15 protein-coding genes are annotated in these 21,621 nt (G+C 60.7%); 8 read left to right on the top strand and 7 right to left on the bottom strand.

The window, feature by feature from the left end; genetic code table 11:
- The first annotated feature begins 15 nt into the window (after positions 1-15).
- From E4O98_RS13385 to E4O98_RS13375, 3 genes are all read left to right on the top strand, one after another.
- The gene (locus tag E4O98_RS13385) at positions 16-546 is read left to right on the top strand and encodes a hypothetical protein (RefSeq protein ID WP_005789905.1); all 531 of its coding nucleotides are present in this window, start codon (positions 16-18) and stop codon (positions 544-546) included.
- Between the two features lie 68 nt (positions 547-614).
- Positions 615-806: a PLDc N-terminal domain-containing protein gene (locus E4O98_RS13380; RefSeq protein ID WP_003172956.1), complete on the top strand. Its 192-nt coding sequence runs from the start codon at positions 615-617 to the stop codon at positions 804-806.
- A 397-nt stretch (positions 807-1,203) separates the two neighbouring features.
- Positions 1,204-3,291: an LTA synthase family protein gene (locus E4O98_RS13375; RefSeq protein ID WP_005789904.1), complete on the top strand. Its 2,088-nt coding sequence runs from the start codon at positions 1,204-1,206 to the stop codon at positions 3,289-3,291.
- A 55-nt stretch (positions 3,292-3,346) separates the two neighbouring features.
- On the opposite strand, the gene E4O98_RS13370 is transcribed toward E4O98_RS13375, so the two are convergent.
- The gene (locus E4O98_RS13370; RefSeq protein WP_003192767.1) at positions 3,347-3,499 is read right to left on the bottom strand and encodes a DUF3309 family protein; all 153 of its coding nucleotides are present in this window, start codon (positions 3,497-3,499) and stop codon (positions 3,347-3,349) included.
- A gap of 329 nt (positions 3,500-3,828) precedes the next feature.
- On the opposite strand from E4O98_RS13370, the gene E4O98_RS13365 reads away from it, so the two are divergent.
- Together E4O98_RS13365 and csrA are read left to right on the top strand one after the other, a co-directional pair.
- The gene (locus tag E4O98_RS13365) at positions 3,829-4,644 is read left to right on the top strand and encodes an SDR family oxidoreductase (RefSeq protein WP_248135481.1); all 816 of its coding nucleotides are present in this window, start codon (positions 3,829-3,831) and stop codon (positions 4,642-4,644) included.
- A gap of 127 nt (positions 4,645-4,771) precedes the next feature.
- On the top strand, positions 4,772-4,975 hold the full coding sequence (gene csrA / locus E4O98_RS13360; RefSeq protein ID WP_005789902.1) for a carbon storage regulator CsrA: 204 nt from the start codon (positions 4,772-4,774) through the stop codon (positions 4,973-4,975).
- Between the two features lie 9 nt (positions 4,976-4,984).
- On the opposite strand, the gene E4O98_RS13355 is transcribed toward csrA, so the two are convergent.
- From E4O98_RS13355 to mnmC, 5 genes are all read right to left on the bottom strand, one after another.
- Complete coding sequence (locus E4O98_RS13355) at positions 4,985-5,212, bottom strand: YheU family protein (protein ID WP_003192759.1); 228 nt, start codon at positions 5,210-5,212, stop codon at positions 4,985-4,987.
- A gap of 75 nt (positions 5,213-5,287) precedes the next feature.
- Complete coding sequence (locus E4O98_RS13350; RefSeq protein WP_005789901.1) at positions 5,288-6,472, bottom strand: osmoprotectant NAGGN system M42 family peptidase; 1,185 nt, start codon at positions 6,470-6,472, stop codon at positions 5,288-5,290.
- 171 nt (positions 6,473-6,643) lie between these two features.
- Positions 6,644-8,389, bottom strand: a complete 1,746-nt coding sequence (gene ngg / locus E4O98_RS13345; protein ID WP_078821927.1) for an N-acetylglutaminylglutamine synthetase — start codon at positions 8,387-8,389, stop codon at positions 6,644-6,646.
- Between the two features lie 3 nt (positions 8,390-8,392).
- Entirely contained in the window at positions 8,393-10,165 is a 1,773-nt protein-coding gene (locus tag E4O98_RS13340) for an N-acetylglutaminylglutamine amidotransferase (protein WP_032880150.1), read from the bottom strand.
- Positions 10,166-10,299: 134 nt separating this feature from the next.
- Positions 10,300-12,300, bottom strand: a complete 2,001-nt coding sequence (mnmC, locus tag E4O98_RS13335) for a bifunctional tRNA (5-methylaminomethyl-2-thiouridine)(34)-methyltransferase MnmD/FAD-dependent 5-carboxymethylaminomethyl-2-thiouridine(34) oxidoreductase MnmC (RefSeq protein WP_248135479.1) — start codon at positions 12,298-12,300, stop codon at positions 10,300-10,302.
- A 212-nt stretch (positions 12,301-12,512) separates the two neighbouring features.
- Here mnmC and E4O98_RS13330 point away from each other — a divergent pair, with 212 nt between their 5' ends.
- The 3 genes from E4O98_RS13330 (at position 12,513) to E4O98_RS13320 (ending at position 20,158) form a co-directional block, all read left to right on the top strand.
- Positions 12,513-17,348 carry an NEL-type E3 ubiquitin ligase domain-containing protein gene (locus tag E4O98_RS13330; protein ID WP_248135477.1) on the top strand — a complete coding sequence of 1,612 codons (4,836 nt, stop codon included), beginning with the start codon at positions 12,513-12,515 and terminating at the stop codon, positions 17,346-17,348.
- Positions 17,349-17,449: 101 nt separating this feature from the next.
- Complete coding sequence (gene pap / locus E4O98_RS13325) at positions 17,450-18,964, top strand: polyphosphate:AMP phosphotransferase (protein WP_078821923.1); 1,515 nt, start codon at positions 17,450-17,452, stop codon at positions 18,962-18,964.
- A 237-nt stretch (positions 18,965-19,201) separates the two neighbouring features.
- Positions 19,202-20,158 (top strand): DMT family transporter, encoded by a 957-nt coding sequence (locus tag E4O98_RS13320; protein WP_032880154.1) that lies wholly within the window; start codon positions 19,202-19,204, stop codon positions 20,156-20,158.
- Here the strand turns inward: E4O98_RS13320 and E4O98_RS13315 are convergent.
- Positions 20,155-21,537 (bottom strand): class II fumarate hydratase, encoded by a 1,383-nt coding sequence (locus E4O98_RS13315; protein WP_248135475.1) that lies wholly within the window; start codon positions 21,535-21,537, stop codon positions 20,155-20,157. The genes E4O98_RS13320 and E4O98_RS13315 overlap by 4 nt on opposite strands.
- Positions 21,538-21,621 lie beyond the last annotated feature (84 nt).

Here is a 21,621-nt window from a genome sequence, read left to right as displayed (position 1 = left end):
GCTACAGGATCGCCCATGAAAACCGCCCTCGTCGAACTCATCAGCAAAATCAGCGCCGGCGTCATGGCTGAGGACGAGGTGGCACGTATCGCCGACGAAGCGGCGCAAGCCTACGCAGACCCGGCCGCTTTCCTGGCGGCTAACCCGGATATCAACTACGACGACAGCTTCCCGATACCGCTGGGGGAGTGGGTGGTGGTCGGCAGCCTGCCCGACACGGTGTTGTTTCAGGCTGATACCTACGGCGACCTGTTCGCGCAGATCGTCGCCTCGTTTGGTCCGGGCGTGGCGTTCAATCTCAAGCCCAAGCAATTGACCAAGACTGAAGACCTGACCGCGTTGAACCGCATCCAGATTCAGATGAGCGCCTTGAGCCCGGAAGACGGCGGTTATGTGCTGATGAACTTCAGTCAGTTGCTCGATGATGAGATCCAGGCGGTATTGGTGTTCGGCAACGACCTGCCGCGCGTGCTGCAACTGTGCGCTGAAGTCGGCATCAAGGCTGAGCCGTCGCTTGAGGCATTGAAGATCGCCGTGCACGTCTGAAATTAAAACGGAACCCCCGCCAAGGCTGACTATCCTACAAGTGCATGCCCTCACTTAGGAGCGACACCATGGGTTCCACTTTCAACGGCCTGATTGGCCTGATCATCCTCGCGCTGGATATCTGGGCGATCATCAACGTGTTCAAAAGCGGCGCAAGTACGGGCGCCAAAGTGCTGTGGATCCTGTTGATCCTGCTGTTGCCGGTACTGGGTCTGATTATCTGGGCTATCGCTGGGCCACGCGGTAACGTGCGGATCTGAGCGCCTCACTCCTCCTGGAGTCGGCGCAGTCAATGTGGGAGGGGGCTTGCTCCCGATAGCGGTGGATCAGTGACAAATAAGCTCACTGACACACCGCTATCGGGAGCAAGCCCCCTCCCACATTTGTTCGAAAAATTTGTGTATCGAAATATTCGCTGTACAGAATTTTCACATTCCATCCAAGACAATTCGCCGGCTTTATTCGCCTGCCAAGGCTCTATCCCTGGGGCCTTTAAAGACACGACAAGGTTGCACGTTCAGTAATTAATAGCCTTGCCGGCCTTGATCGGGCACCATTTGTGCCACCGCGTAAACCGCTTACCCCAGCCAGCCTGGGCGAGGGCGGACGCCACTGCATTATTTCGCAACTTAAACTTCCAATGGGTCCTAAAACGACATGGCAAACCCGGACGCCCTGAATCAGCAGCGAGCTTCAAATCGCCTGCTGCAACCGACCGTCAAATCCCATCTGGCGTACACGCTGCTCTGCGCACTGGTCATGATGGTGATGTTCTCCCTGCTGCGCCTGGCGTTGCTGGTCTACAACCGCGAGATGATCCTGGACACGCCGGCCTCGACGTTCCTGGAAGCGTTCGCCAATGGCCTGCGCCTGGATATCCGCTTGGTGATGTACCTGCTGATCCCGTTGCTGCTGGCGTTGTTCAGTGTACGGGCCATGGCGGCACGGGGTTTCTTCCGTTTGTGGCTGACCGTCGTGTCCAGCATCGCCTTGTTCCTGGGGCTGATGGAAATGGACTTCTACCGTGAATTCCACCAGCGCCTCAACGGCCTGGTCTTCCAGTATGTGAAGGAAGACCCGAAAACCGTGATGAGCATGCTCTGGTACGGTTTCCCGGTGGTGCGCTACCTGCTGGCCTGGGCCGTGGGCACGCTGATCCTGAGCATGGCCTTCAAGGGCGCCGACCGTGCAACGCGCCCGCGTGGCCCGTTCAGCGGCGGTACGATCAGCACGCGCCAGGTGGCTCCGTGGTACAGCCGCATCGCTGTATTCGTGGTTTGCCTGCTGGTCGCCGTGGTCGCCATTCGCGGCACCCTGCGTCAGGGCCCGCCATTGCGTTGGGGGGATGTCTACACCACCGATTCGAACTTCGCCAACCAGTTGGGCCTCAATGGCACCCTGTCGCTGATCGCGGCGGCCAAGGCGCGGTTCGGTGAAGACCGTGCCAACATCTGGAAAGCCACCCTCGAACAACCGCTGGCCACCCAGACCGTGCGCGACATGCTGGTGTTGCCGAGCGAAAAACTGGTGGATACCGACACCGCTGCCGTGCGCCGTGATTTCACGCCGCCGGCCGAGAAAACCCTGCCGATCAAGAACGTCGTAGTGATCCTGATGGAAAGCTTTGCCGGTCACTCGGTGGGCGCATTGGGCCGTCCGGGCAATATCACGCCGTACTTCGACAAGCTGACCAAGGAAGGCTTGCTGTTCGACCGCTTCTTCTCCAACGGTACCCACACCCACCAGGGTATGTTCGCCACCATGGCCTGCTTCCCGAACCTGCCGGGCTTCGAATACCTGATGCAGACCCCGGAAGGCAGCCACAAGTTGTCGGGCCTGCCGCAGTTGCTCAGTGCGCGTGATTTCGACGATGTGTATGTCTACAACGGCGATTTCGCCTGGGACAACCAGTCGGGCTTCTTCAGCAACCAGGGCATGACCAACTTCATCGGCCGTAATGACTTTGTCGACCCGGTGTTCTCCGACCCGACATGGGGCGTGTCCGACCAGGACATGTTCAACCGTGGCCTGGAGGAACTCAAAGCCCGTGAAGGCGGCAAGCCGTTCTACGCATTGCTGCAAACCTTGTCCAACCACACCCCGTACGCGTTGCCGACGCCATTGCCGGTTGAAAAAGTCACCGACCGTGGCAGCCTCAACGAGCATTTGACGGCCATGCGCTACTCTGACTGGGCCTTGGGCCAGTTCTTTGAAAAGGCCCGCAAGGAGCCGTACTTCAAGGAAACGCTGTTCGTGATTGTGGGCGACCACGGTTTCGGCAACGAGCAACAGATCACTGAAATGGACCTGGGCCGCTTCAACGTGCCGATGCTGATGATCGCACCGGGCATGCAGGAAAAGTTCGGCGTACGTGACCACACCGTGGGCACCCAGATCGACATCGTGCCGACCATCATGGGCCGCCTGGGTGGCGACACGTTGCACCAGTGCTGGGGGCGTGACCTGTTGAACCTGCCGGAAGGCGACAAGGGCTTCGGCGTGATCAAGCCATCGGGCAGCGACCAGACCGTGGCCTTGCTTACCGCTGACCGCGTACTGGTATTGCCCAAGGAAATGCCACCCAAGTTGTGGGAATACACCCTGGGCGCCGAACCGACTGGCAAGGTGATCCCTGAGTCGCCGGACGAAGCTGCGCTCAAGCAGAAACTTGAGTCGTTCCTGCAGACCGCTACCAAGAGCCTGCTGGATAACACCGCAGGTGTTGTAGATGGTAAGCCGGACTAACTGACCGGCAATAAAAAAGAGGCCTCGATCGAGGCCTCTTTTTTTGTCCCGGCTTTTATATCTTGCCGAGCAACAACAGCACCAGCAGGACGACCAGCACCACACCCAGGATACCCGACGGTCCATAACCCCAGTTACGCGAGTGCGGGAACACTGGCAGGCCGCCGACCAATAGAAGGATCAGGATAATGATTAGAATGAGGCTCATGGTTTTATTCCTTATAGGTTCTGTGCAAAAACCGGCTGTTTGACCGTTATCTCGTCCATGTGCATCGGGACGTCTTAACCATTCCGACTCATGCACTTCGCAGAAAATTCATTGTTTTTCTAAAACATTTTGATTAGTTGCTTATTTCTTTTAACCCGTGCGCAACTTGAACTAATCAGTTGAAAAAAATTGAACTTGGGCTATATGCGTGCCTGCGACCCGGCCCACGGTTTGCCTGGGGCATTCATCAATCTGATGGTGCGTGGGTGCGGGAAAAACCTTCGCTACACTGCCGGTCACTTCTTCGGTAAACCACAAGGCTACTTCCTATGCAAAATCGCATGATGATCACTGGCGCCGGGTCCGGCCTGGGTCGTGAAATCGCTCTGCGCTGGGCCCGTGAGGGCTGGCAGTTGGCGTTGTCGGATGTCAGTGAGCCCGGTTTGCAGGAGACCCTCAAACTTGTGCGCGAGGCGGGGGGTGAAGGGTTTATCCAGCGCTGCGACGTGCGCGACTACAGCCAGCTCACCGCGTTTGCCCAGGCGTGCGAGGTCAAGCTCGGCGGCATTGATGTGATCGTCAACAACGCAGGCGTGGCCTCGGGTGGGTTCTTCGCCGAACTGTCTCTGGAGGATTGGGACTGGCAGATCGCAATCAATCTGATGGGCGTGGTCAAGGGCTGCAAGGCATTCCTGCCGCTGTTGGAGAAGAGCAAGGGCCGGATCATCAACATCGCGTCGATGGCTGCATTGATGCAGGGGCCGGCCATGAGCAACTACAACGTGGCCAAGGCCGGCGTAGTGGCGTTGTCGGAAAGCCTGCTGGTCGAGCTCAAGCAGCAGGAAGTGGGCGTGCACGTGGTGTGCCCATCGTTTTTCCAGACCAACCTGCTCGACTCCTTCCGTGGGCCGACCCCGGCCATGAAGGCGCAGGTGGGCAAGTTGCTTGAAAGTTCACCTATTTCGGCGACCGATATCGCCGATTACATCTACCACCGCGTGGCCGCGGGCGAATTCATGATCCTGCCCCATGAGCAAGGGCGCATGGCCTGGGCCCTGAAGCAGAAAAACCCGCAGTTGCTGTATGACGAAATGACGCTGATGGCCGACAAGATGCGCGCGAAGGCGCAGGTCGTTAAGGGCTGATTTGGATGGAGTCTGTCAGGCAAATTACCTACCTGTGTAGGTAATGCCTGATTTTCCAGCAAGCCATTGCCGGTCCATTTCCAAGGGCGCATGGTCCAGGTCCTGCTACTTGAAAAGGACACACGCCATGCTGGTCTTAAGCCGCACCATAGGCGAAGCCATCGCTATTGGCGATGACATCACCGTCTATATTCTCGAAGTGAACGGCACCCACGTGAAATTCGGTATCGAAGCCCCCGTGGGCGTCAATGTGCACCGCGCCGAGGTTTACCAGAAGATCCGCGAACGCCAGGGGCCCGTCACGCATCCCGTGTCGGTACCCAATCCTTAGGCGGGGTTTTCAGTCGAACAGATGCTTGGGTACATCGTGCTTGAGCATCAGTTGGCATTGCTCGCTCTCGGGGTCGAAGACGATCAGCGCCTGGCCCTTGGTCAGCGCCTGGCGTACGCGCAGCACACGCGTTTCCAGCGGCGTGTCGTCGCCATTGTCGGTGCCGTCGCGGGTGACGAAGTCTTCGATGAGGCGGGTCAGGGTGTCGACTTCAAGTGCATCGTAGGGAATCAGCATACAAGCCTCAGGTGTCAGGTCCCGGCGATGCTACTGCGCCGGGACCTATGTTGCCAGTAGCAGCTGTCGCCAGCGTCAGGACTTGTTTCCGACCAGGCTGTCCACCGACGGCACGCGGGTGTCGCTCTCCATTTGCGTTTCATGCTCGATCTGATGACTGAACCGATCCAGGGAACCCTGGGCCGGTTGCGCATCGCTGGCAAAGACCGGCGGGCTGAGGATATAGGCGCCCAGCAAGCGACTCAGGGCGGCCAGGCTGTCGATATGGGTACGCTCGTAGCCGTGGGTGGCATCGCAACCGAAGGCCAGCAGGGCGGTGCGAATGTCATGGCCGGCGGTAACCGCTGAGTGCGCATCGCTGAAGTAATAGCGGAACAGATCGCGGCGCACCGGCAAGTCGTTATCGGCGGCCAGGCGCAGCAAGTGCCGCGACAGGTGATAGTCGTACGGCCCGCCGGAGTCCTGCATCGCCACGCTCACCGCGTGTTCGCTGGAGTGCTGGCCCGGGGCGACCGGGGCGATGTCGATGCCGACAAACTCGCTGACATCCCAGGGCAGGGCGGCCGCTGCGCCACTGCCGGTTTCCTCGGTGATGGTGAACAGCGGGTGGCAGTCGATCAGCAGCGGTTCGCCACTGTCGACGATTGCCTTGAGCGCGGCGAGCAGGGCGGCGACCCCAGCTTTGTCGTCCAGGTGACGGGCGCTGATATGCCCGCTTTCGGTGAACTCCGGCAGTGGGTCGAACGCTACATAGTCACCGACGCTGATGCCCAAGGAGTCACAGTCGGCACGAGTGGCGCAGTAGGCGTCCAGGCGCAGTTCCACATGGTCCCAACTGACCGGCATTTCATCCACGGCGGTGTTGAACGCATGCCCGGACGCCATCAACGGCAATACGCTGCCGCGGATGACACCGTTATCGGTGAACAGGCTGACCCGGCTGCCTTCGGCAAAGCGGCTCGACCAGCAGCCCACCGGTGCCAGGGTCAGGCGGCCGTTGTCCTTGATCGCTCGCACGGCGGCGCCGATGGTGTCCAGGTGCGCAGAGACGGCACGGTCAGGGCTGTTTTTCTGGCCCTTGAGGGTGGCGCGAATAGTGCCGCGCCGGGTCATTTCAAACGGGATGCCAAGTTCTTCCAGGCGTTCGGCGACGTAGCGCACGATGGTGTCGGTAAATCCGGTGGGGCTGGGAATGGCGAGCATCTCCAGCAGCACTTTTTGCAGGTAGGCGAGATCGGGTTCTGGGATGGTTCTGGTCATGGAAACTCCTGATGAGTTGAGGGCATCGATGGTTTCGATGATAGGGTTGAGAGATTCGTTGCCAGTGCCGGCCTCATCGGGGGCAAGCCCCCTCCCACCCTTGATGTGTGAACACAGGAAAATGTGGGAGGGGGCTTGCCCCCGATAGCGGTTTCACATTCAACACAAGCCTCAAGCGGCCGGTTGACTGTGTGGAAACAACAAATCCACAAACTTCTCTGCAGTTGGTTGCGGTTCATGGTTGGCCAGCCCGGCCCGTTCGTTGGCTTCGATAAACACGTACTCCGGTTGGTCGGCCGCCGGCACCATCAGGTCCAGGCCGACCATGGGAATATCCAGGGCACGGGCGGCGCGCACGGCGGCGTCCACCAGCGTCGGGTGCAGGATGGCGGTGACGTCTTCCAGACAACCGCCGGTATGCAGGTTGGCAGTTCGCCGCACGGCCAGGGTCTGGCCCCGGGGCAGGATGCTGTCGTAGTCGTAGCCGGCGGCCTTGAGTGTGCGCTCGGTCTCGCCGTCCAGGGGGATCTTGCTTTCGCCATCGGTGGCGGCCTGACGACGTCGGCTTTGCGCTTGGATCAACGCACGAATCGAATGCTGACCGTCGCCGATCACTTCGGCGGGGCGGCGAATCGCGGCGGCGACTACGTCGAAACCGATCACCAGGATGCGCAGGTCCAGGCCCTCGTGAAAGCTTTCGAGCAGTACGCGGCTGTCGAACTGGCGTGCCGTTTCGATGGCTTGCTGCACCTCCTCGATCGTTCGCAGGTCCACCGCCACGCCCTGGCCTTGTTCGCCATCCAACGGCTTGACCACCACGCGCTGGTGCTCGTCCAGAAACTCCAGGTTGTCGTCGGCACTGCCTGCCAACTGCTGCGCAGGCAACTTCAGGCCAGCGGCCTTGAGCACCTTGTGGGTCAGGCTCTTGTCCTGGCAAAGGGTCATGCTGATGGCGCTGGTCAAATCGCTCAGTGACTCGCGGCACCGCACGCGGCGCCCGCCGTGGCTGAGGGTGAACAGCCCGGCATCGGCGTCATCCACCTGCACATCGATACCGCGCCGATGGGCTTCTTCGACAATGATTCGCGCATACGGATTGAACCCCGCCTGCGGCCCCGGGCCGAGAAACAGCGGCTGGTTAATGCCGTTCTTGTGCTTGATCGCAAAGGTGGTCAGTGCGCGAAAACCCAGCTTGGCGTAAAGGCTCTTGGCCTGGCGGTTATCGTGCAGCACCGACAGGTCCAGGTAGCTCAAGCCACGGCTCATGAAGTGTTCCACCAGGTGGCGCACCAGCACTTCACCCACGCCGGGGCGGGTGCACTGTGGGTCTACCGCCAGGCACCACAGGCTGCAACCGTTTTCCGGGTCGTGAAAGGCTTTCTGATGGTTGAGGCCCATCACGCTGCCGATCACGGCGCCGCTGTCTTCGTCTTCCGCCAGCCAATACACCGGGCCGCCTTGATGGCGCGGTGTGAGGCGTTCGACGTCGACGGGCAACATGCCGCGGCCCTGATACAGCAAGTTGACGGCGTGCCAGTCGGCTTCGCTCTGTACCCGACGGATCCGAAAACCGCGAAACACACGGGTGGCGGGGCGGTAGTCACTGAACCACAGGCGCAAGGTGTCTGACGGGTCGAGGAATAACTGCTGCGGGTCGATCCCGAGGATTTGCTGGGGCGCGGCCACATACAGAGCGATATCACGTTCGCCGGGCTGTTCGTTGAGCAGCTCCAGGGCAAGGCTGGCAGGGTCGGGAAACGTATGCCCGATCAACAAACGCCCCCAACCGCAATGCACGGCAATCGGTTCGGGACCTTGCGGGCTGCCGTCTTCGGCAAGCCGGGCCTGCAGGCGCTCGTAGGTCGGCGCCTGGCCTTTGATCAAGCGTTGGCTATACGCCGCGGCGTTAGGTTTCATGGATCAGATTCCTTGTTCGCTGAGCCACAGGTTCAGCGCCGCCAGTTGCCACAGCTTGGAGCCGCGCAATGGGGTCAGTTGACCCTGAGGGTCCGTCAGCAGGCGATCGAGCATGGCCGGGTTGAACAGGCCACGGTCCTGGCTCGGGTCCAGCAGCAACTCGCGCACCCAGTTCAGGGTGTCGCCTTGTAAATGCTTGAGGCCGGGGACCGGGAAGTAACCTTTTTTACGGTCGATGACTTCGCTGGGGATCACCCGGCGCGCGGCCTCTTTGAGCACCTGTTTGCCGCCATCGGGCAGTTTGAACTTGCCCGGTACGCGGGCCGAGAGTTCTACCAGGCGGTAGTCGAGGAACGGTGTCCGGGCTTCCAGGCCCCAGGCCATGGTCATGTTGTCGACGCGTTTGACTGGGTCGTCCACCAGCATCACCGTGCTGTCCAGGCGCAGGGCCTTGTCTACGGCGGCTTCCGCGCCCGGCATGGCAAAATGTTCGCGCACAAAGTCGCCGGCAGCGTCGTTGGCGGTCAGCCATTTCGGTGCGACGGTGGCCGCGTAGTCATCGTAGCTGCGGTCGAAAAACGCCTCGCGGTACGCGGCATACGGGTCGCTTGCGCCATCCACCTGCGGGTACCAGTGGTAACCGGCGAACAATTCGTCGGCGCCCTGGCCGCTCTGCACCACCTTGCAATGCTTGGCGACTTCCCGCGACAACAGGTAGAACGCGATGCAGTCATGGCTGACCATCGGCTCGCTCATGGCGCGGAACGCCGCCGGCAGTTGCTCGATGATCTCGCTTTCGGCGATGCGCAGTTGGTGATGGCGAGTTCCGTAATGCTTGGCGATCAGGTCCGAGTACTGGAATTCGTCGCCGCGCTCGCCACCGGCGTCTTCAAAACCGATGGAGAACGTGGACAGGTCCTGCACACCGACTTCACGCAGCAGGCCGACGAGCATGCTCGAGTCGACGCCACCGGAGAGCAGCACGCCCACATCCACGGCGGCGCGTTGGCGGATGGCCACGGCTTCGCGGGTGCTGTCGAGCACGCGGTCGGTCCAGTCTTCCAGCGTCAGGTGTTTTTCGTCCTCATGGGGCCCGTACGGCAGGGTCCACCAGGTTTTCTGTTCGGTCTTGCCGCTTGCGTCGATGCGCATCCAGCTGGCGGGCGGCAGCTTTTCAATGCCCGCCAACAGCGTGCGCGGCGCGGGGACCACGGCGTGGAAATTCAGGTAGTGGTTGAGAGCGACCGGATCGAGGATCGGGTTGATGTCGCCGCCCTTGAGCAACGCCGGTAACGCCGAGGCAAAACGCAGGCGCTGGCCGGTGCGCGACAGGTACAAAGGTTTTACGCCCAAGCGGTCACGGGCGATGAACAGACGTTGGGCGTCACGTTCCCAGATGGCGAAGGCAAACATGCCGTTGAGCTTGGGCAGCAGTGCTTCGCCCCAGGCGTGGTAGCCCTTGAGCAGCACTTCGGTATCACCGCCGGAATAGAAGGCGTAGCCCAGGGCTTCCAGCTCTTCTCGTAGTTCCGGGAAGTTATAGATCGCGCCATTGAACGCCAGGGACAATCCCAGTTGGGCGTCAACCATCGGCTGCGCGGAGCCGTCCGACAGGTCCATGATTTTCAGGCGGCGGTGGCCCAGGGCAATCGGCCCTTGGGCGTGGAAGCCCCATGCGTCGGGGCCACGGGGGGCGAGGTGATGAGTGATGCGTTCTACGGCTGCCAGGTCGGCAGGTTGATGATCAAAGCGTAACTCGCCAGCTAATCCACACATAAGTTCCTTACCGGTTTTTCCGTTGGGGAGGGGTCAATACTCAATGCGCCAAACGGCGCGTACCCAGAAACTGACCCAGTGCTATGCGTGGAGTTTTAGACCGATAAGTTATAAGGCAGATGGCCGCCTAGCCATCAATCCCGCTCTTTACGGGCTGCGGCCTGGCCTCGAACCAGAGCGCGCAGGGTAAACCGGTTGGGGTGGCAAGCCGCGGCCACGCTGGCCGGTACCGGCAGCGGTTCGCCATTCAGCCAGGCGGCCAGGAGTTCGCCGCACAGTGGTGCGGTGATCAGGCCGCGGGAGCCATGGCCACTGTTGAGGTACAGCCCGGGCAGCCAGGGGCACGGCGTATCCGGTACTTGCCGGGCGTCTTTGCCCAGCACGGCATAAGCCTGCTGGAACGCTTCATGGTCGGCCAGCGGCCCGACGATCGGCAGGTAATCGGGGCTGGTGCAGCGAAACGCAGCACGCCCTTCCAACTGTTCGGCCGCCAGGCGGTCGGCGCCCAGGCGCTGCAGCAGGTCTGTGGAGATCTCGCGCAGCATCTCCAGGTTGCCGGTGTGTTCAGCGAGCGTGGGTGTGAGGTCTTGGTTGTTGAAGTCAAAACTGGCGCCCAGGGTATGTTCACCAAGGCGGGCTGGTGCGACGTAACCCTCGGCACAGACCACAGTAGTAAGGGCCTCACTGGCTGGGGTTTGTGCGAGCCGGGTGATCTGCCCGCGAATACGCTTGAGCGGTATGTCTGCGCTCAAGGGGAAACGCTTGATCTCCGCCGCCCCGGCGAGCACCACCACGCTGGCGCTGGCCAGCACGCGATCGCCGGCGCGAGCGTGCCACTGGTCGTCGTGCCGGTCCAGTTCAAGCGCCTCATGGTGGCTGAGCACCTCAATCAGCGGATGCGTCGCCTGCCACTGGCACAGTGCGGGTGGATGCACCCAGCCGCCCTCGGGGAAAAACAGGCCGCCGTGGGCCAGTTGGATTCCAGCCTGTTGTTGCGCCTGCTCGCGGTCGAGCAGGTGCAGCAGGCCCGGTGCGAAGGCGTCGGCGAGTTGGGCCTGGCGCTGGCCTTCCTTGGCGTCGAACGCCAGTTGCAACACACCACAGCCATCCCAATCCACGCCACGGTGCAAGTGCTCCAGCAGGCGGCGGGTGTGGCCGAAACCGCTGAGTATCAGTTGGGACAATGCGGTGCCATGGGCCGACAGCTTGAGGTACAGCACGCCCTGAGGGTTGCCCGAGGCTTCCTGCGCCAGGCTGGCATGGCGTTCCAGCAAGCTGACGCGCCAACCGCGGGCGGCCAGGCTGGCAGCCGTTGCGCAACCGGCCAGGCCACCGCCAATAACCATGGCGTGGCGTTCACCGTCGATGGCTGGGGGGCGAGCGAACCAGGGTTTGCTTTTTGCGGGCGGCGGCGTCTCGTCGGGCCAGCCGAGAAACTCTCCACGCAGGATCTCCCACTTATGCCCGATGCCCGGCGTGCGCTTCATCTTGAAGCCCGCGGCGTTGATCAGGCGCCGTACCCAGCCGGTGCTGGTAAAGGTGCTGATGGTCGAGCCCGGAGCGGCCAGGCGCGCCAGTTCAGCGAACAGTTCGGCGGTCCACATATCGGGGTTTTTCGCCGGGGCGAAACCGTCCAGAAACCAGGCGTCGATCTGCGCATCCAGTTGCGGCAATTGCTCCAGAGCATCGCCGATCAACAGGGTCAGGACCACGCGGCCGTTATCCAGTACCAGGCGTTGGAAGCCTTGGTGAATGGCGATGTATTGCGCCAAGAGTTGTTCGGCCAAGGGTTGCAGTTCAGGCCAGAGGGCGAGGGCGCGTTGCAGGTCGGCATGGCTCAGCGGATATTTTTCCACGCTGACAAAGTGCAGGCGCGCGCCGGCCGGTGCGTGTTGCTCAAACAATTGCCAGGCGCAGAGAAAATTCAAACCCGTGCCGAAGCCGGTTTCGCCGATCACCAGCCGCCCGCCCGCTGGCAAGCCAGCAAAGCGCTCCTGCAAGCGGTTCTGCTCCAGGAACACATAGCGGGTTTCTGCAAGGCCCGACTGGTCGGAGAAGTACACGTCGTCGAACACCCGCGAATGCGGGCGACCTTGGTCATCCCAGTCGAGCTGGGCGTGGGTGATGGGGGTCATGGGCGGCTCATAGACATACAGCAGGCAAAGACAAGGCGGCCATTCTAGCCGATCGCGGCGCGCAGGGCCGATTCCAGGTGGTAGCCCCATAGGTTTTGCATGGAAATAGCTGCTGCGTCCGGCCTGCAATCCATCAACTATCAGCGTTAATTCTGTGCAAGTTGCTGCGGTATCGTAATAGCTTGATTTATAGGCAATAAAGGACATTGCTGATGCGCCCGCAGGACGATTTGAACAGCAAACTGAACCAATTGACCCAGCGGCAACTGCAATCCGCCTTACTGGAAATGACGGGTGATTTGGACAAGGCCCAGGTGTTGCAAAAGCAACTGCCGGGCTGGATGGTCAACGCACCGCCTGGCGTGTTGGACGCACTGACCAGAGATGCCGCACGGGTTGCAGATGCCCAGGCAGTTGTCGCCGAGCAATTGAAGCCTTTGCAAGCACTGGATGAGTTTTGCAGTGAGCGGCTCAAGGCTTACTGTCAGACCCGATGGCAACTGACCGTGGATCCGAAAAAAGATCTTTTGGTGCGTGCTGTAAACGAGTACGAGAAAGAAGTCTTGCCATTGAAATATGTGAAAACGGTGAGGCTGGTCCAGGACAGTCTCCTGCATGTGGCGATGCAGAATTTTTCCGAGGATGAAGTGCGAGCGCAGCACTTTCCGACGGGCTCGCTGCTGCGCTTGGGGGCTGCCGCTCGCGGGGTCATTGGCATAACCCCCCTGGAGTTTGCACAGGGGTGCCGTGCCCTGGATCTGGGTGGCCTGTATCAGCAGCACATCAGTGAAGTATTCAAGCTGGGGAGTGATCAGCCCAACCTCAATGATGTCGCAACCGATATCGGCCAGATGAAAACCCTGGATATGAAAATCGACGCCCACATTGCCCTGATGCGCGCAGATATTTCCCAAGGTGTCTACGAGGTGTTGTGCAAATTGCTGGACCGCAAGCTGACAGCGTCTCAGGCTCAGGCGGCAGGGATTTTGTTTGAATGGCGCCCCGTCACTTGGCAATGGCTGAATGTACAGGGCAGTTGCCTGTGGAGCATCCTGGTGTTCTCCGGCCGCTCGGTTGCGCAATACCCGCAAGAACCCTGTGTGGTGTACATGCCCAATGAGCCGGAGCGGCCATTGTTCGAGTATTCCTCGTTTGATGACTTTCAGGTCTACCTCAAGCGCAAGCTTGAAGTGCCGGCTTATCGTAGTTTCTTTACCCGGTACCTGAGCCAGGATGACCGGGTCGGCTTCTTCAGCCATTTCGATCAATCCCGTACCTTGGGGGCGCTGGAGGCAACCCCCATTACGGTTAGCCTGGCGGGGCATTTTTTCGCAACTTACGCCGCCAAACTCCAAGCCGACGCGCGGACCCTGGCGGTACCGGTAGCCGACGTGGATGAGGTGGCCCGCGAGCAGCGCTTGCAAGCGTACCTGGATGCCGGTTTGACAGTGCTCAACCTCGCCGGGTTTGTTGTGCCGGAGTTGGGAATATTGATGACTGGCGTGGCGGTGGGCCAGATGCTCGGCGAGCTGTATGAGGGCATTGAGGACTGGCGCCGTGGCGATAAAGAAGAGGCGTTCAAGCAGTTGGCAGCGGTAGCGCAAAACATCACCTCGATGGTGCTGTTCGCGGCGGGGAGCAAGGTTGTCGGTTCGGCGATGAAACGCAGCGGTCTTAACCTGGATAACTTTTTTCGCCAGTTTGAAGTGGTACGCCCCACAGATGGCAATCTGCGGCTGTGGCGGGCAAATGTCACGCCGTACTTCCATGATCAGCGTCTTGTCGACGACGAGGTTGCGGACGCTACGGGAATTTACAAAGTCGGAGGGCATTCATACGTCAAGGTCAATGATTGCGTACATCGGGTTGCGTTTGACTCGAAACTGGATCGATGGCGGGCCAGCCACCCGCTGCGGCAGACGGCTTATCGCCCGCTGTTGCTGCACAACGGCGAAGGACGCTGGCGTTTTGCGTTCGAAACGCCCGACGAATGGGAGGATCAGGAGTATCTCTTTTCACGCCTGAACCCGGCAGGCCCAGGTGCTTCGCTGCATCCCAGGAAGCTTGTGCAGATCAAGGCCATTATGGATATGCCCCATGAATGGGGCGTCTATCAGGCCGAAGAGTGCCTGCCCTTTCCCGCACGTTTTCGTGATTTGTATGAGCGTTTCAAGCTGGACCAGTCCATTCGTGATCTGATCTGGCAGTTGGAAAGCGGTGCGTCCCCCAGTGTAGAAAACTTGACCTTGCAGATGCATGCCCTGCCCTTGTTAGACGGGTGGCCGGTGGGGCGCTATTTTGAGGTGCTGGATGCACAGGGCCGCGTCAAGGCGCGTTACCCCACCGGTGGGCCGTTTGACAATGTAGGCCTGCGTTTGACGCTCACTGAGCAGATGCTTCGTGAGGGCAAAGTGTTTGATGTGCTGTTGTCCGAGCTGGACGAGGCACAAAAAATCGGCCTGCTTGGAGAGGGGGTTGCTGCTGATCAGGAGCGCGGCGTATTGGAGCGTCAGTTGCTCGCACACCTCAAGGCTGACTGCAGGCCGTTGTTCGAGCAGTTGTATCAGGCCCATGACGGACCTGTACCGCCCGAATGGGCGTTGCTTAGGCGTACCTATCCGCAACTGCCCTGTACGCTGATGCGCGAATTGATGGCCCAGACCTCAACGGTGCAGCGCGAGACCCTGCGCGATAATCAACGTATCCCCATGGCATTGGCCGAGTCGGTCCAGCGTGCTCTCGGGGAGCAACGCCTGGACCGCGCCCTGATGGGGTTTGAGCAGCCTGAGCTGGCCAGCCTGGATACGGCGTGTGTGGCGGTTCGGTCGATGCCGCATCTGGCAGGGTGGGGCAGGGAGGTGCGGCTTGAGTTGCGCCAGGGTTCGCCACAGGGTGACTTATTGGCCCTGGGCGCGAGCAATGGCGCCGGTGCGCGACGAATAGTGGTCAGCTCGGACGCTGGGTTTGCAACGTTCGACGACAACGGCCTGAGTCTAGGTGGGCCTTACTCCGGACCGGACGGCTTGTTTCAGGCGATTGAGTGCGCGCTGACCGACAGTCAGCGCGTAGCAATGGGGTTGCCGCTCAACGAGGCCAACAATCTCTGGCGCCTGCGCTACATGAGCGCTTCCCAGGCCAAGGGGGAACGGGAGCTGGCCGCCGAGGCTTTTTCCAGCAGGGGCAGCGAGCCGGTGCTGGACGCGATGCCCTGTGAAATGGCTGATTCGCCGACGGGGCCATTGGCGCACCCTCGCGCGCTGGTGCGCAAGGTGAAGCGTTTGTACCCCTTGTTCAGCACTGCACAAGTGTCTTCGCTGCTGATGGCCTTGGGTGCTGACCATCTTTCCCGGGCCAGGGCGGTAAAGCGTTTGAAGGCAGAGCTTACTCATCTGCGAGCGCTGCTCAAACACTGGAAGACCGATACCCAGGGCATGGATAAACAGCCGGGCCTGAGTGACATTCGTACCAGCCGAGAGCAGGTGGCTGAGCGCATTGAAGCCTGTTGGCGGCGTCAAAGCTTTGCTCTGGATGAACATCAGATGTCGGTTGCCAGTTTGAACCTGGACGGAATGCGCGTCGGATCGTTGCCGACGCTGCCTGCCGACATTCGTTTCGACCATGTCCGTCAGGTGTCACTCAAGAACATGCGATTGGGCGATGACGTCGCGTATTTCCTCAAGTGTTTCAAAGGCATTCGGCATCTGGCGCTGGACCGTAACCGCCTGACGCGCTTGCCGGAAATATTCTCGCGGATGCTCGACCTCGAAAGCTTGTCGATGCCCCATAACCGTCTTGCACTGACCGAGCATACCCAGCTGAAACTGGCTGATCTGAATACGCTGCGCCTGCTGGACCTGAGCCATAACCCACTGGATAAGCTGGTGGATGTCAGCAGGATGCGTGACTTGCACACGCTGTTGCTGCGGGACAGCAGACTCGTCGACCTGCCGTCGGGCATCGGGCGGTTGGCCCACTTGGAGCAGGTGGATCTGCGCGATAACCTGATCACCGTGCTGCCCGAGTGGTTGTTCACGGTGCCGCGCATTTTCAGCCAGTCGATCGACTTGGGCGGCAATCCGCTATCCGACACGACAGTAGAGGCACTCGAGCGTTACCGCGCTGACGTGGGTATTGGTATGGGGTATGTAGACGACGATCAGCCTCGTATGAGCGAACTGAAGGCCAGGGCGCGGTGGTTGCCGGACGAGGTGGCTGCCCGCGATGCCAACAAGCGTAGCGTCTGGGCCAACCTGCGGGATGATCCGGAGTCGACAGAGTTGTTCCTGTTGCTGGCTGAATTGACCAGTGCTGCTGACAGTCGCCGTGTGCGCGAGGATATGACGCAACGTGTCTGGGACGTATTGCAGGCGACCCATGACAATGTCGGGCTGCGCGAGCAGGTCTTCCAACTGGCAGCCCATCCGACTGGTTGTGAGGATGGGGCGGCGCAGATGTTCAGCCAGATTGAGGTTCTCAAGGAAGTCGAGAAGGCAACGCTGCAGGCGGGTCGTGCACAGAGCAACTCCGGGGCGCTGTTGAACTTGAGTCGAGGTTTGTTTCGCCTCAGCGAGCTGGAGAAAATTGCGGCGACATACGCGGTTGAAAAAGCCTCCTCGGATCCGCTGGAAATCAACCTGGCATTTCGGATCGGGTTGGCCAAGGACCTGCAACTGCCGGGGCAGCCGAAACATATGGTCTATGACTCGTTTTTCGAGGTGCCCAGCAACGATTTGGCGATGGCGCAAGCCCAGGTGCGAACAGCTGAGCTGTCGCCTGCCTTCTTGCGTTTTATTACCCAGTTGACGTTCTGGAAAACCCATCTCAAACAGCAGTTTCCTGCTGAGTTCCTATCGGTGACTGAGCCCTTCGATACGCAGCAGCAAACACTTTTTGAGAATCGCCAGGACCTTACTGACGGGGAGTATTTCAAACAAATGGAAGCCCTGCGCACACCGCGACGGCAGGCAATAACCGCAGTGATGGAGCGCCTGACACAGCAGATGTTGAAGCATCAGGACCTGGGCCTATGTCACGTTCCTGGGTATTAACCGTAGCCGCGGTGATTGATCCACGGCAAGCCGAGTGAAATTCCTTGCCTGCCGTGGTGCCCAATCCGCTAGTCTTGAGCCATCTTGAAACGGAGCTGCCCATGTTCGAATCCGCCGAAATCGGTCACGCCATCGACAAAGACACCTATGACGCCGAAGTGCCGGCCCTGCGTGAAGCCTTGTTGGAGGTGCAGTACGAGTTGCAGCAGCAGAAGCGCTTCCCGGTGATCATCCTGATCAATGGCATCGAAGGCGCGGGCAAGGGCGAAACCGTCAAGCTGCTCAATGAATGGATGGACCCGCGCCTGATCGAAGTGCGCACCTTCGACCAGCAGACCGACGAAGAACTGGCGCGCCCGCCGGCCTGGCGCTATTGGCGGCAACTGCCGGCCAAGGGTCGCATGGGCATCTTTTTCGGTAACTGGTACAGCCAGATGCTGCAAGGCCGGGTGCATGGGCAGATCAAGGATGCGCGCCTGGACCAGGCCATCGCCGGCGCCGAACGTCTGGAAAAAATGCTCTGCGATGAAGGTGCGCTGATCTTCAAGTTCTGGTTCCACCTGTCCAAAAAACAGATGAAGGCGCGCCTCAAGGCCCTGGCCGACGACCCGCTGCACAGCTGGCGCATCAGCCCGCTGGATTGGCAGCAGTCCGAGACCTACGACAAGTTCGTGCATTTCGGTGAGCGTGTGCTGCGCCGCACCAGCCGCGATTACGCGCCGTGGCATGTGATCGAAGGCGTCGACCCCCATTACCGTGGGCTGACCGTGGGCAAGATCCTGCTGGATGGACTGCAAAGTGCCTTGAAACAGGCCAAGGTCAAGGCCAGCGGCATGAACCCGGCGCCGTTGCTTGCCTCGGTTGACCAGAAGAGCCTGCTCGACAGCCTGGACATGACCCTGCGCCTGGACAAGGACGATTACGAAGAACAGCTGATCACCGAGCAGGCGCGCTTCTCTGGCCTGATGCGCGACAAACGCATGCGCAAACACGCGCTGGTGAGCGTATTCGAAGGCAACGACGCAGCCGGCAAGGGCGGGGCGATCCGTCGTGTGGCGGCAGCACTGGACCCGCGCCAGTACCACATCGTGCCGATTGCCGCGCCCAGTGAAGACGAACGCGCCCAGCCTTATCTATGGCGGTTCTGGCAGAAGATCCCGGCGCGTGGCATGTTCACCGTGTTCGACCGCTCCTGGTACGGCCGCGTGCTGGTGGAACGCATCGAAGGCTTTTGCACCCCGGCGGACTGGATGCGCGCCTATGGCGAGATCAATGACTTCGAAGAGCAATTGCGCGATGCGAGGGTGATCGTGGTCAAGTTCTGGCTGGCCATCGACAAGGACACCCAACTGGAGCGCTTCCAGGCCCGCGAGGAAATCCCGTTCAAGCGCTTCAAGATCACTGAAGATGATTGGCGCAACCGCGACAAATGGGACGACTACCGCGCGGCGGTGGGCGACATGGTTGATCGCACCAGCACCGAGGTGGCGCCCTGGACCCTGGTAGAAGCCAATGACAAGCGCTGGGCGCGGGTCAAGGTGTTGCGCACCATCAACCGGGCGCTGGAGGATGCGTTCGCTAAAACCGATAAGCACGACAAAAAGAAAAAGAAATAGCCTGCACCCGGCTCGGTCCAAATGTGGGAGGGGGCTTGCTCCCGATGGCGGTGAGTCAGTCACAGATGTGCTGACTGACACTCCCTTATCGGGCCACATCTCACTAGTTGTCTGCTCTAGCTCTTAACTGACTGGCATTGGGGCAAGCCCCCTCCCACATTTAGGATTGTGGCGTATCCCAATCCAGTGACTTGCCCCTAGAATGCGGTTCCACTTCCTCTGGCATCTGGGGCACTCATGCACATCTCCTCCGGCCGCTGGGTCTACGGCTTTTTCCTGACCCTGCTGACCGCGTTTCTGTGGGGCATCCTTCCGGTCAAGCTCAAGCAAGTGCTGCAAGTGATGGATCCGATCACCGTCACCTGGTTTCGCCTCACGGTGGCCGGTACTTGCCTGTTTGTCTATCTGGCTGCCACCAAGCGCTTGCCCAGCCGTAAAGTGCTCGGCCCCAGGGGCGGCTGGCTGGTGGGCATGGCGGTGTGCGGCCTGGTCGGCAACTACGTGCTGTATCTGGTTGGGCTGAAAATGCTCAGCCCAGGCACCGCGCAGCTGGTAGTGCAGATGGGCCCGATCTTTCTGATGGTAGCCAGTGTGTTTGTGTTCAAGGAGCGCTTCAGCCTGGGGCAGGGTGTGGGGCTGGTGGTACTGATTATCGGCTTTGGTTTGTTCTTCAACCAACGCCTGGTGGAGTTGCTGACGTCCATGGGCACCTACACCGCCGGTGTGCTGACGATCCTGCTCGCCACCACCATCTGGGTGTTCTATGCATTGGGGCAGAAGCAGTTGCTGACAGTGTGGAATTCGTTGCAGGTGATGATGGTGATCTACCTGTCGTGCGCGGTGTTGCTCACGCCGTGGGCGCATCCGCTGGAGGCGTTGCAGTTGAGCCCGCTGCAAGGATGGCTGCTGCTGGCGTGTTGCATGAATACGCTGGTGGCCTACGGCGCATTTGCCGAAGCCCTGGCGCATTGGGAAGCCTCGCGGGTCAGTGCGACCCTGGCGTTGACGCCGTTGGTGACCTTTGTGGCGGTGGCCTTGGCGGCCTGGCTGTGGCCTGACTATGTGCAGGCCGAAGAGATCAATGCCTTGGGGTATGTGGGGGCGCTGGTGGTGGTGACGGGGTCGGCGATGGTGGCGTTGGCGCCTTCGCTGCTCGCCGGGCTCAGGGCCCGGCGGCTGCGGATATCGGTTTAAGCGCCGAGCATGTCTTCCGGGCGGACCCACTGGTCGAACTCGGCGTCGGTGAGGTAGCCGAGTTCCAGCGCGGCTTCGCGCAGTGTCAGCCCTTCGGCGTAAGCCTTCTTGGCGATCTCTGCCGACTTGTCGTAGCCGATATGCGGGTTGAGCGCGGTGACCAGCATCAGCCCGCGTTCCAGGTGTTCGGCCATTTGCGCGGCGTCGGGCTCAAGACCCGCGATGCAATGCTCCTGGAAGTTGTTGCAGCCATCGGCCAGCAGGCGGATCGACTCCAGCAGGTTGTGAATGATCACCGGTTTGTACACGTTCAACTGCAAGTGCCCTTGGCTGGCAGCCATGCCGATGGTCACGTCGTTGCCCAATACCTGGCAGGCCAGCATCGACAGCGCTTCGCACTGTGTGGGGTTGACCTTGCCGGGCATGATCGAACTGCCCGGTTCGTTGGCCGGCAACTTCACTTCGGCCAGCCCTGTGCGTGGGCCGGAACCCAGCAGGCGCAGGTCGTTGGCGATTTTCATCAGGGCCACGGCCAGGGTTTTCAGCGCGCCGTGCAAGGTGACCAGCGGTTCATGGCCGGAGAGGGCGGCGAATTTGTTCGGTGCGGTCACGAAGGGCAAGCCCGACAGCGCCGCCAGTTCGGAGGCAATCGCCTCGCCGAAGCCATGGGGTGCGTTGAGCCCGGTGCCGACAGCAGTGCCGCCTTGGGCCAGCTCGCACACGGCGGGCAGGGCGCTGCGGATCGCGCGCTCGGCGTAATCGAGCTGGGCGATAAACGCCGACAGCTCCTGGCCGAAGGTGATCGGCGTGGCGTCCATCATGTGGGTGCGGCCGGTCTTGACCAGCTTCATATGCCGCGCGGCCAGTTCCGCCAGGCCACCGGACAGCGTCGCGATAGCAGGCAGCAGTTGCTGGTGCACCGCTTGCACCGCAGCAATGCTCATGGCGGTTGGGAAGCAGTCGTTGGAGCTTTGGGAGCGGTTCACATGGTCGTTGGGGTGTACCGGGCTTTTACCGCCCCGATTGTTGCCGGCCAGTTCGTTGGCGCGGCCGGCGATCACTTCGTTGGCGTTCATGTTGCTCTGGGTGCCACTGCCGGTCTGCCAGACCACCAGCGGGAACTGGTCGTCATGCTGGCCGTCGAGGATTTCGTCGGCAGCCTGTTCGATCAGCCGGGCGATATCGGCGGGCAGGTCGCCGTTACGGTCATTGACCCGGGCGGCGGCCTTCTTGATCAGGGCCAGGGCATGCAATACCGCCAGCGGCATACGCTGCTCGCCAATCGCAAAATTGACCAGCGAGCGCTGGGTTTGCGCGCCCCAATAGGCATCATCAGGGACCTGTACTTCTCCCAGGCTGTCGGTTTCGATACGGCTCATCGGGCACCCTCCTTATCCAGTCGTGATTGGTCAGTTTAGGCCCTGGCGGCTGCCGTGGGTTCCCTAAATCCGCATTTGTGCCAT

The organism is Pseudomonas sp. W2Jun17 (assembly GCF_023127795.1).
Taxonomy (GTDB): domain Bacteria; phylum Pseudomonadota; class Gammaproteobacteria; order Pseudomonadales; family Pseudomonadaceae; genus Aquipseudomonas; species Aquipseudomonas synxantha_A.
Note: the sequence above shows the minus strand (reverse complement) of the source record. Positions and strands in the feature narration are given on the sequence as shown.

Coding starts and splice junctions, on each gene's coding strand:
- E4O98_RS13385 (WP_005789905.1), top strand. CDS start 16: ATGAAAACCGCCCTCGTCGAACTCATCAGCAAAATCAGCGCCGGCGTC.
- E4O98_RS13380 (WP_003172956.1), top strand. CDS start 615: ATGGGTTCCACTTTCAACGGCCTGATTGGCCTGATCATCCTCGCGCTG.
- E4O98_RS13375 (WP_005789904.1), top strand. CDS start 1,204: ATGGCAAACCCGGACGCCCTGAATCAGCAGCGAGCTTCAAATCGCCTG.
- E4O98_RS13370 (WP_003192767.1), bottom strand. CDS start 3,499: ATGAGCCTCATTCTAATCATTATCCTGATCCTTCTATTGGTCGGCGGC.
- E4O98_RS13365 (WP_248135481.1), top strand. CDS start 3,829: ATGCAAAATCGCATGATGATCACTGGCGCCGGGTCCGGCCTGGGTCGT.
- csrA (WP_005789902.1), top strand. CDS start 4,772: ATGCTGGTCTTAAGCCGCACCATAGGCGAAGCCATCGCTATTGGCGAT.
- E4O98_RS13355 (WP_003192759.1), bottom strand. CDS start 5,212: ATGCTGATTCCCTACGATGCACTTGAAGTCGACACCCTGACCCGCCTC.
- E4O98_RS13350 (WP_005789901.1), bottom strand. CDS start 6,472: ATGACCAGAACCATCCCAGAACCCGATCTCGCCTACCTGCAAAAAGTG.
- ngg (WP_078821927.1), bottom strand. CDS start 8,389: ATGAAACCTAACGCCGCGGCGTATAGCCAACGCTTGATCAAAGGCCAG.
- E4O98_RS13340 (WP_032880150.1), bottom strand. CDS start 10,165: ATGTGTGGATTAGCTGGCGAGTTACGCTTTGATCATCAACCTGCCGAC.
- mnmC (WP_248135479.1), bottom strand. CDS start 12,300: ATGACCCCCATCACCCACGCCCAGCTCGACTGGGATGACCAAGGTCGC.
- E4O98_RS13330 (WP_248135477.1), top strand. CDS start 12,513: ATGCGCCCGCAGGACGATTTGAACAGCAAACTGAACCAATTGACCCAG.
- pap (WP_078821923.1), top strand. CDS start 17,450: ATGTTCGAATCCGCCGAAATCGGTCACGCCATCGACAAAGACACCTAT.
- E4O98_RS13320 (WP_032880154.1), top strand. CDS start 19,202: ATGCACATCTCCTCCGGCCGCTGGGTCTACGGCTTTTTCCTGACCCTG.
- E4O98_RS13315 (WP_248135475.1), bottom strand. CDS start 21,537: ATGAGCCGTATCGAAACCGACAGCCTGGGAGAAGTACAGGTCCCTGAT.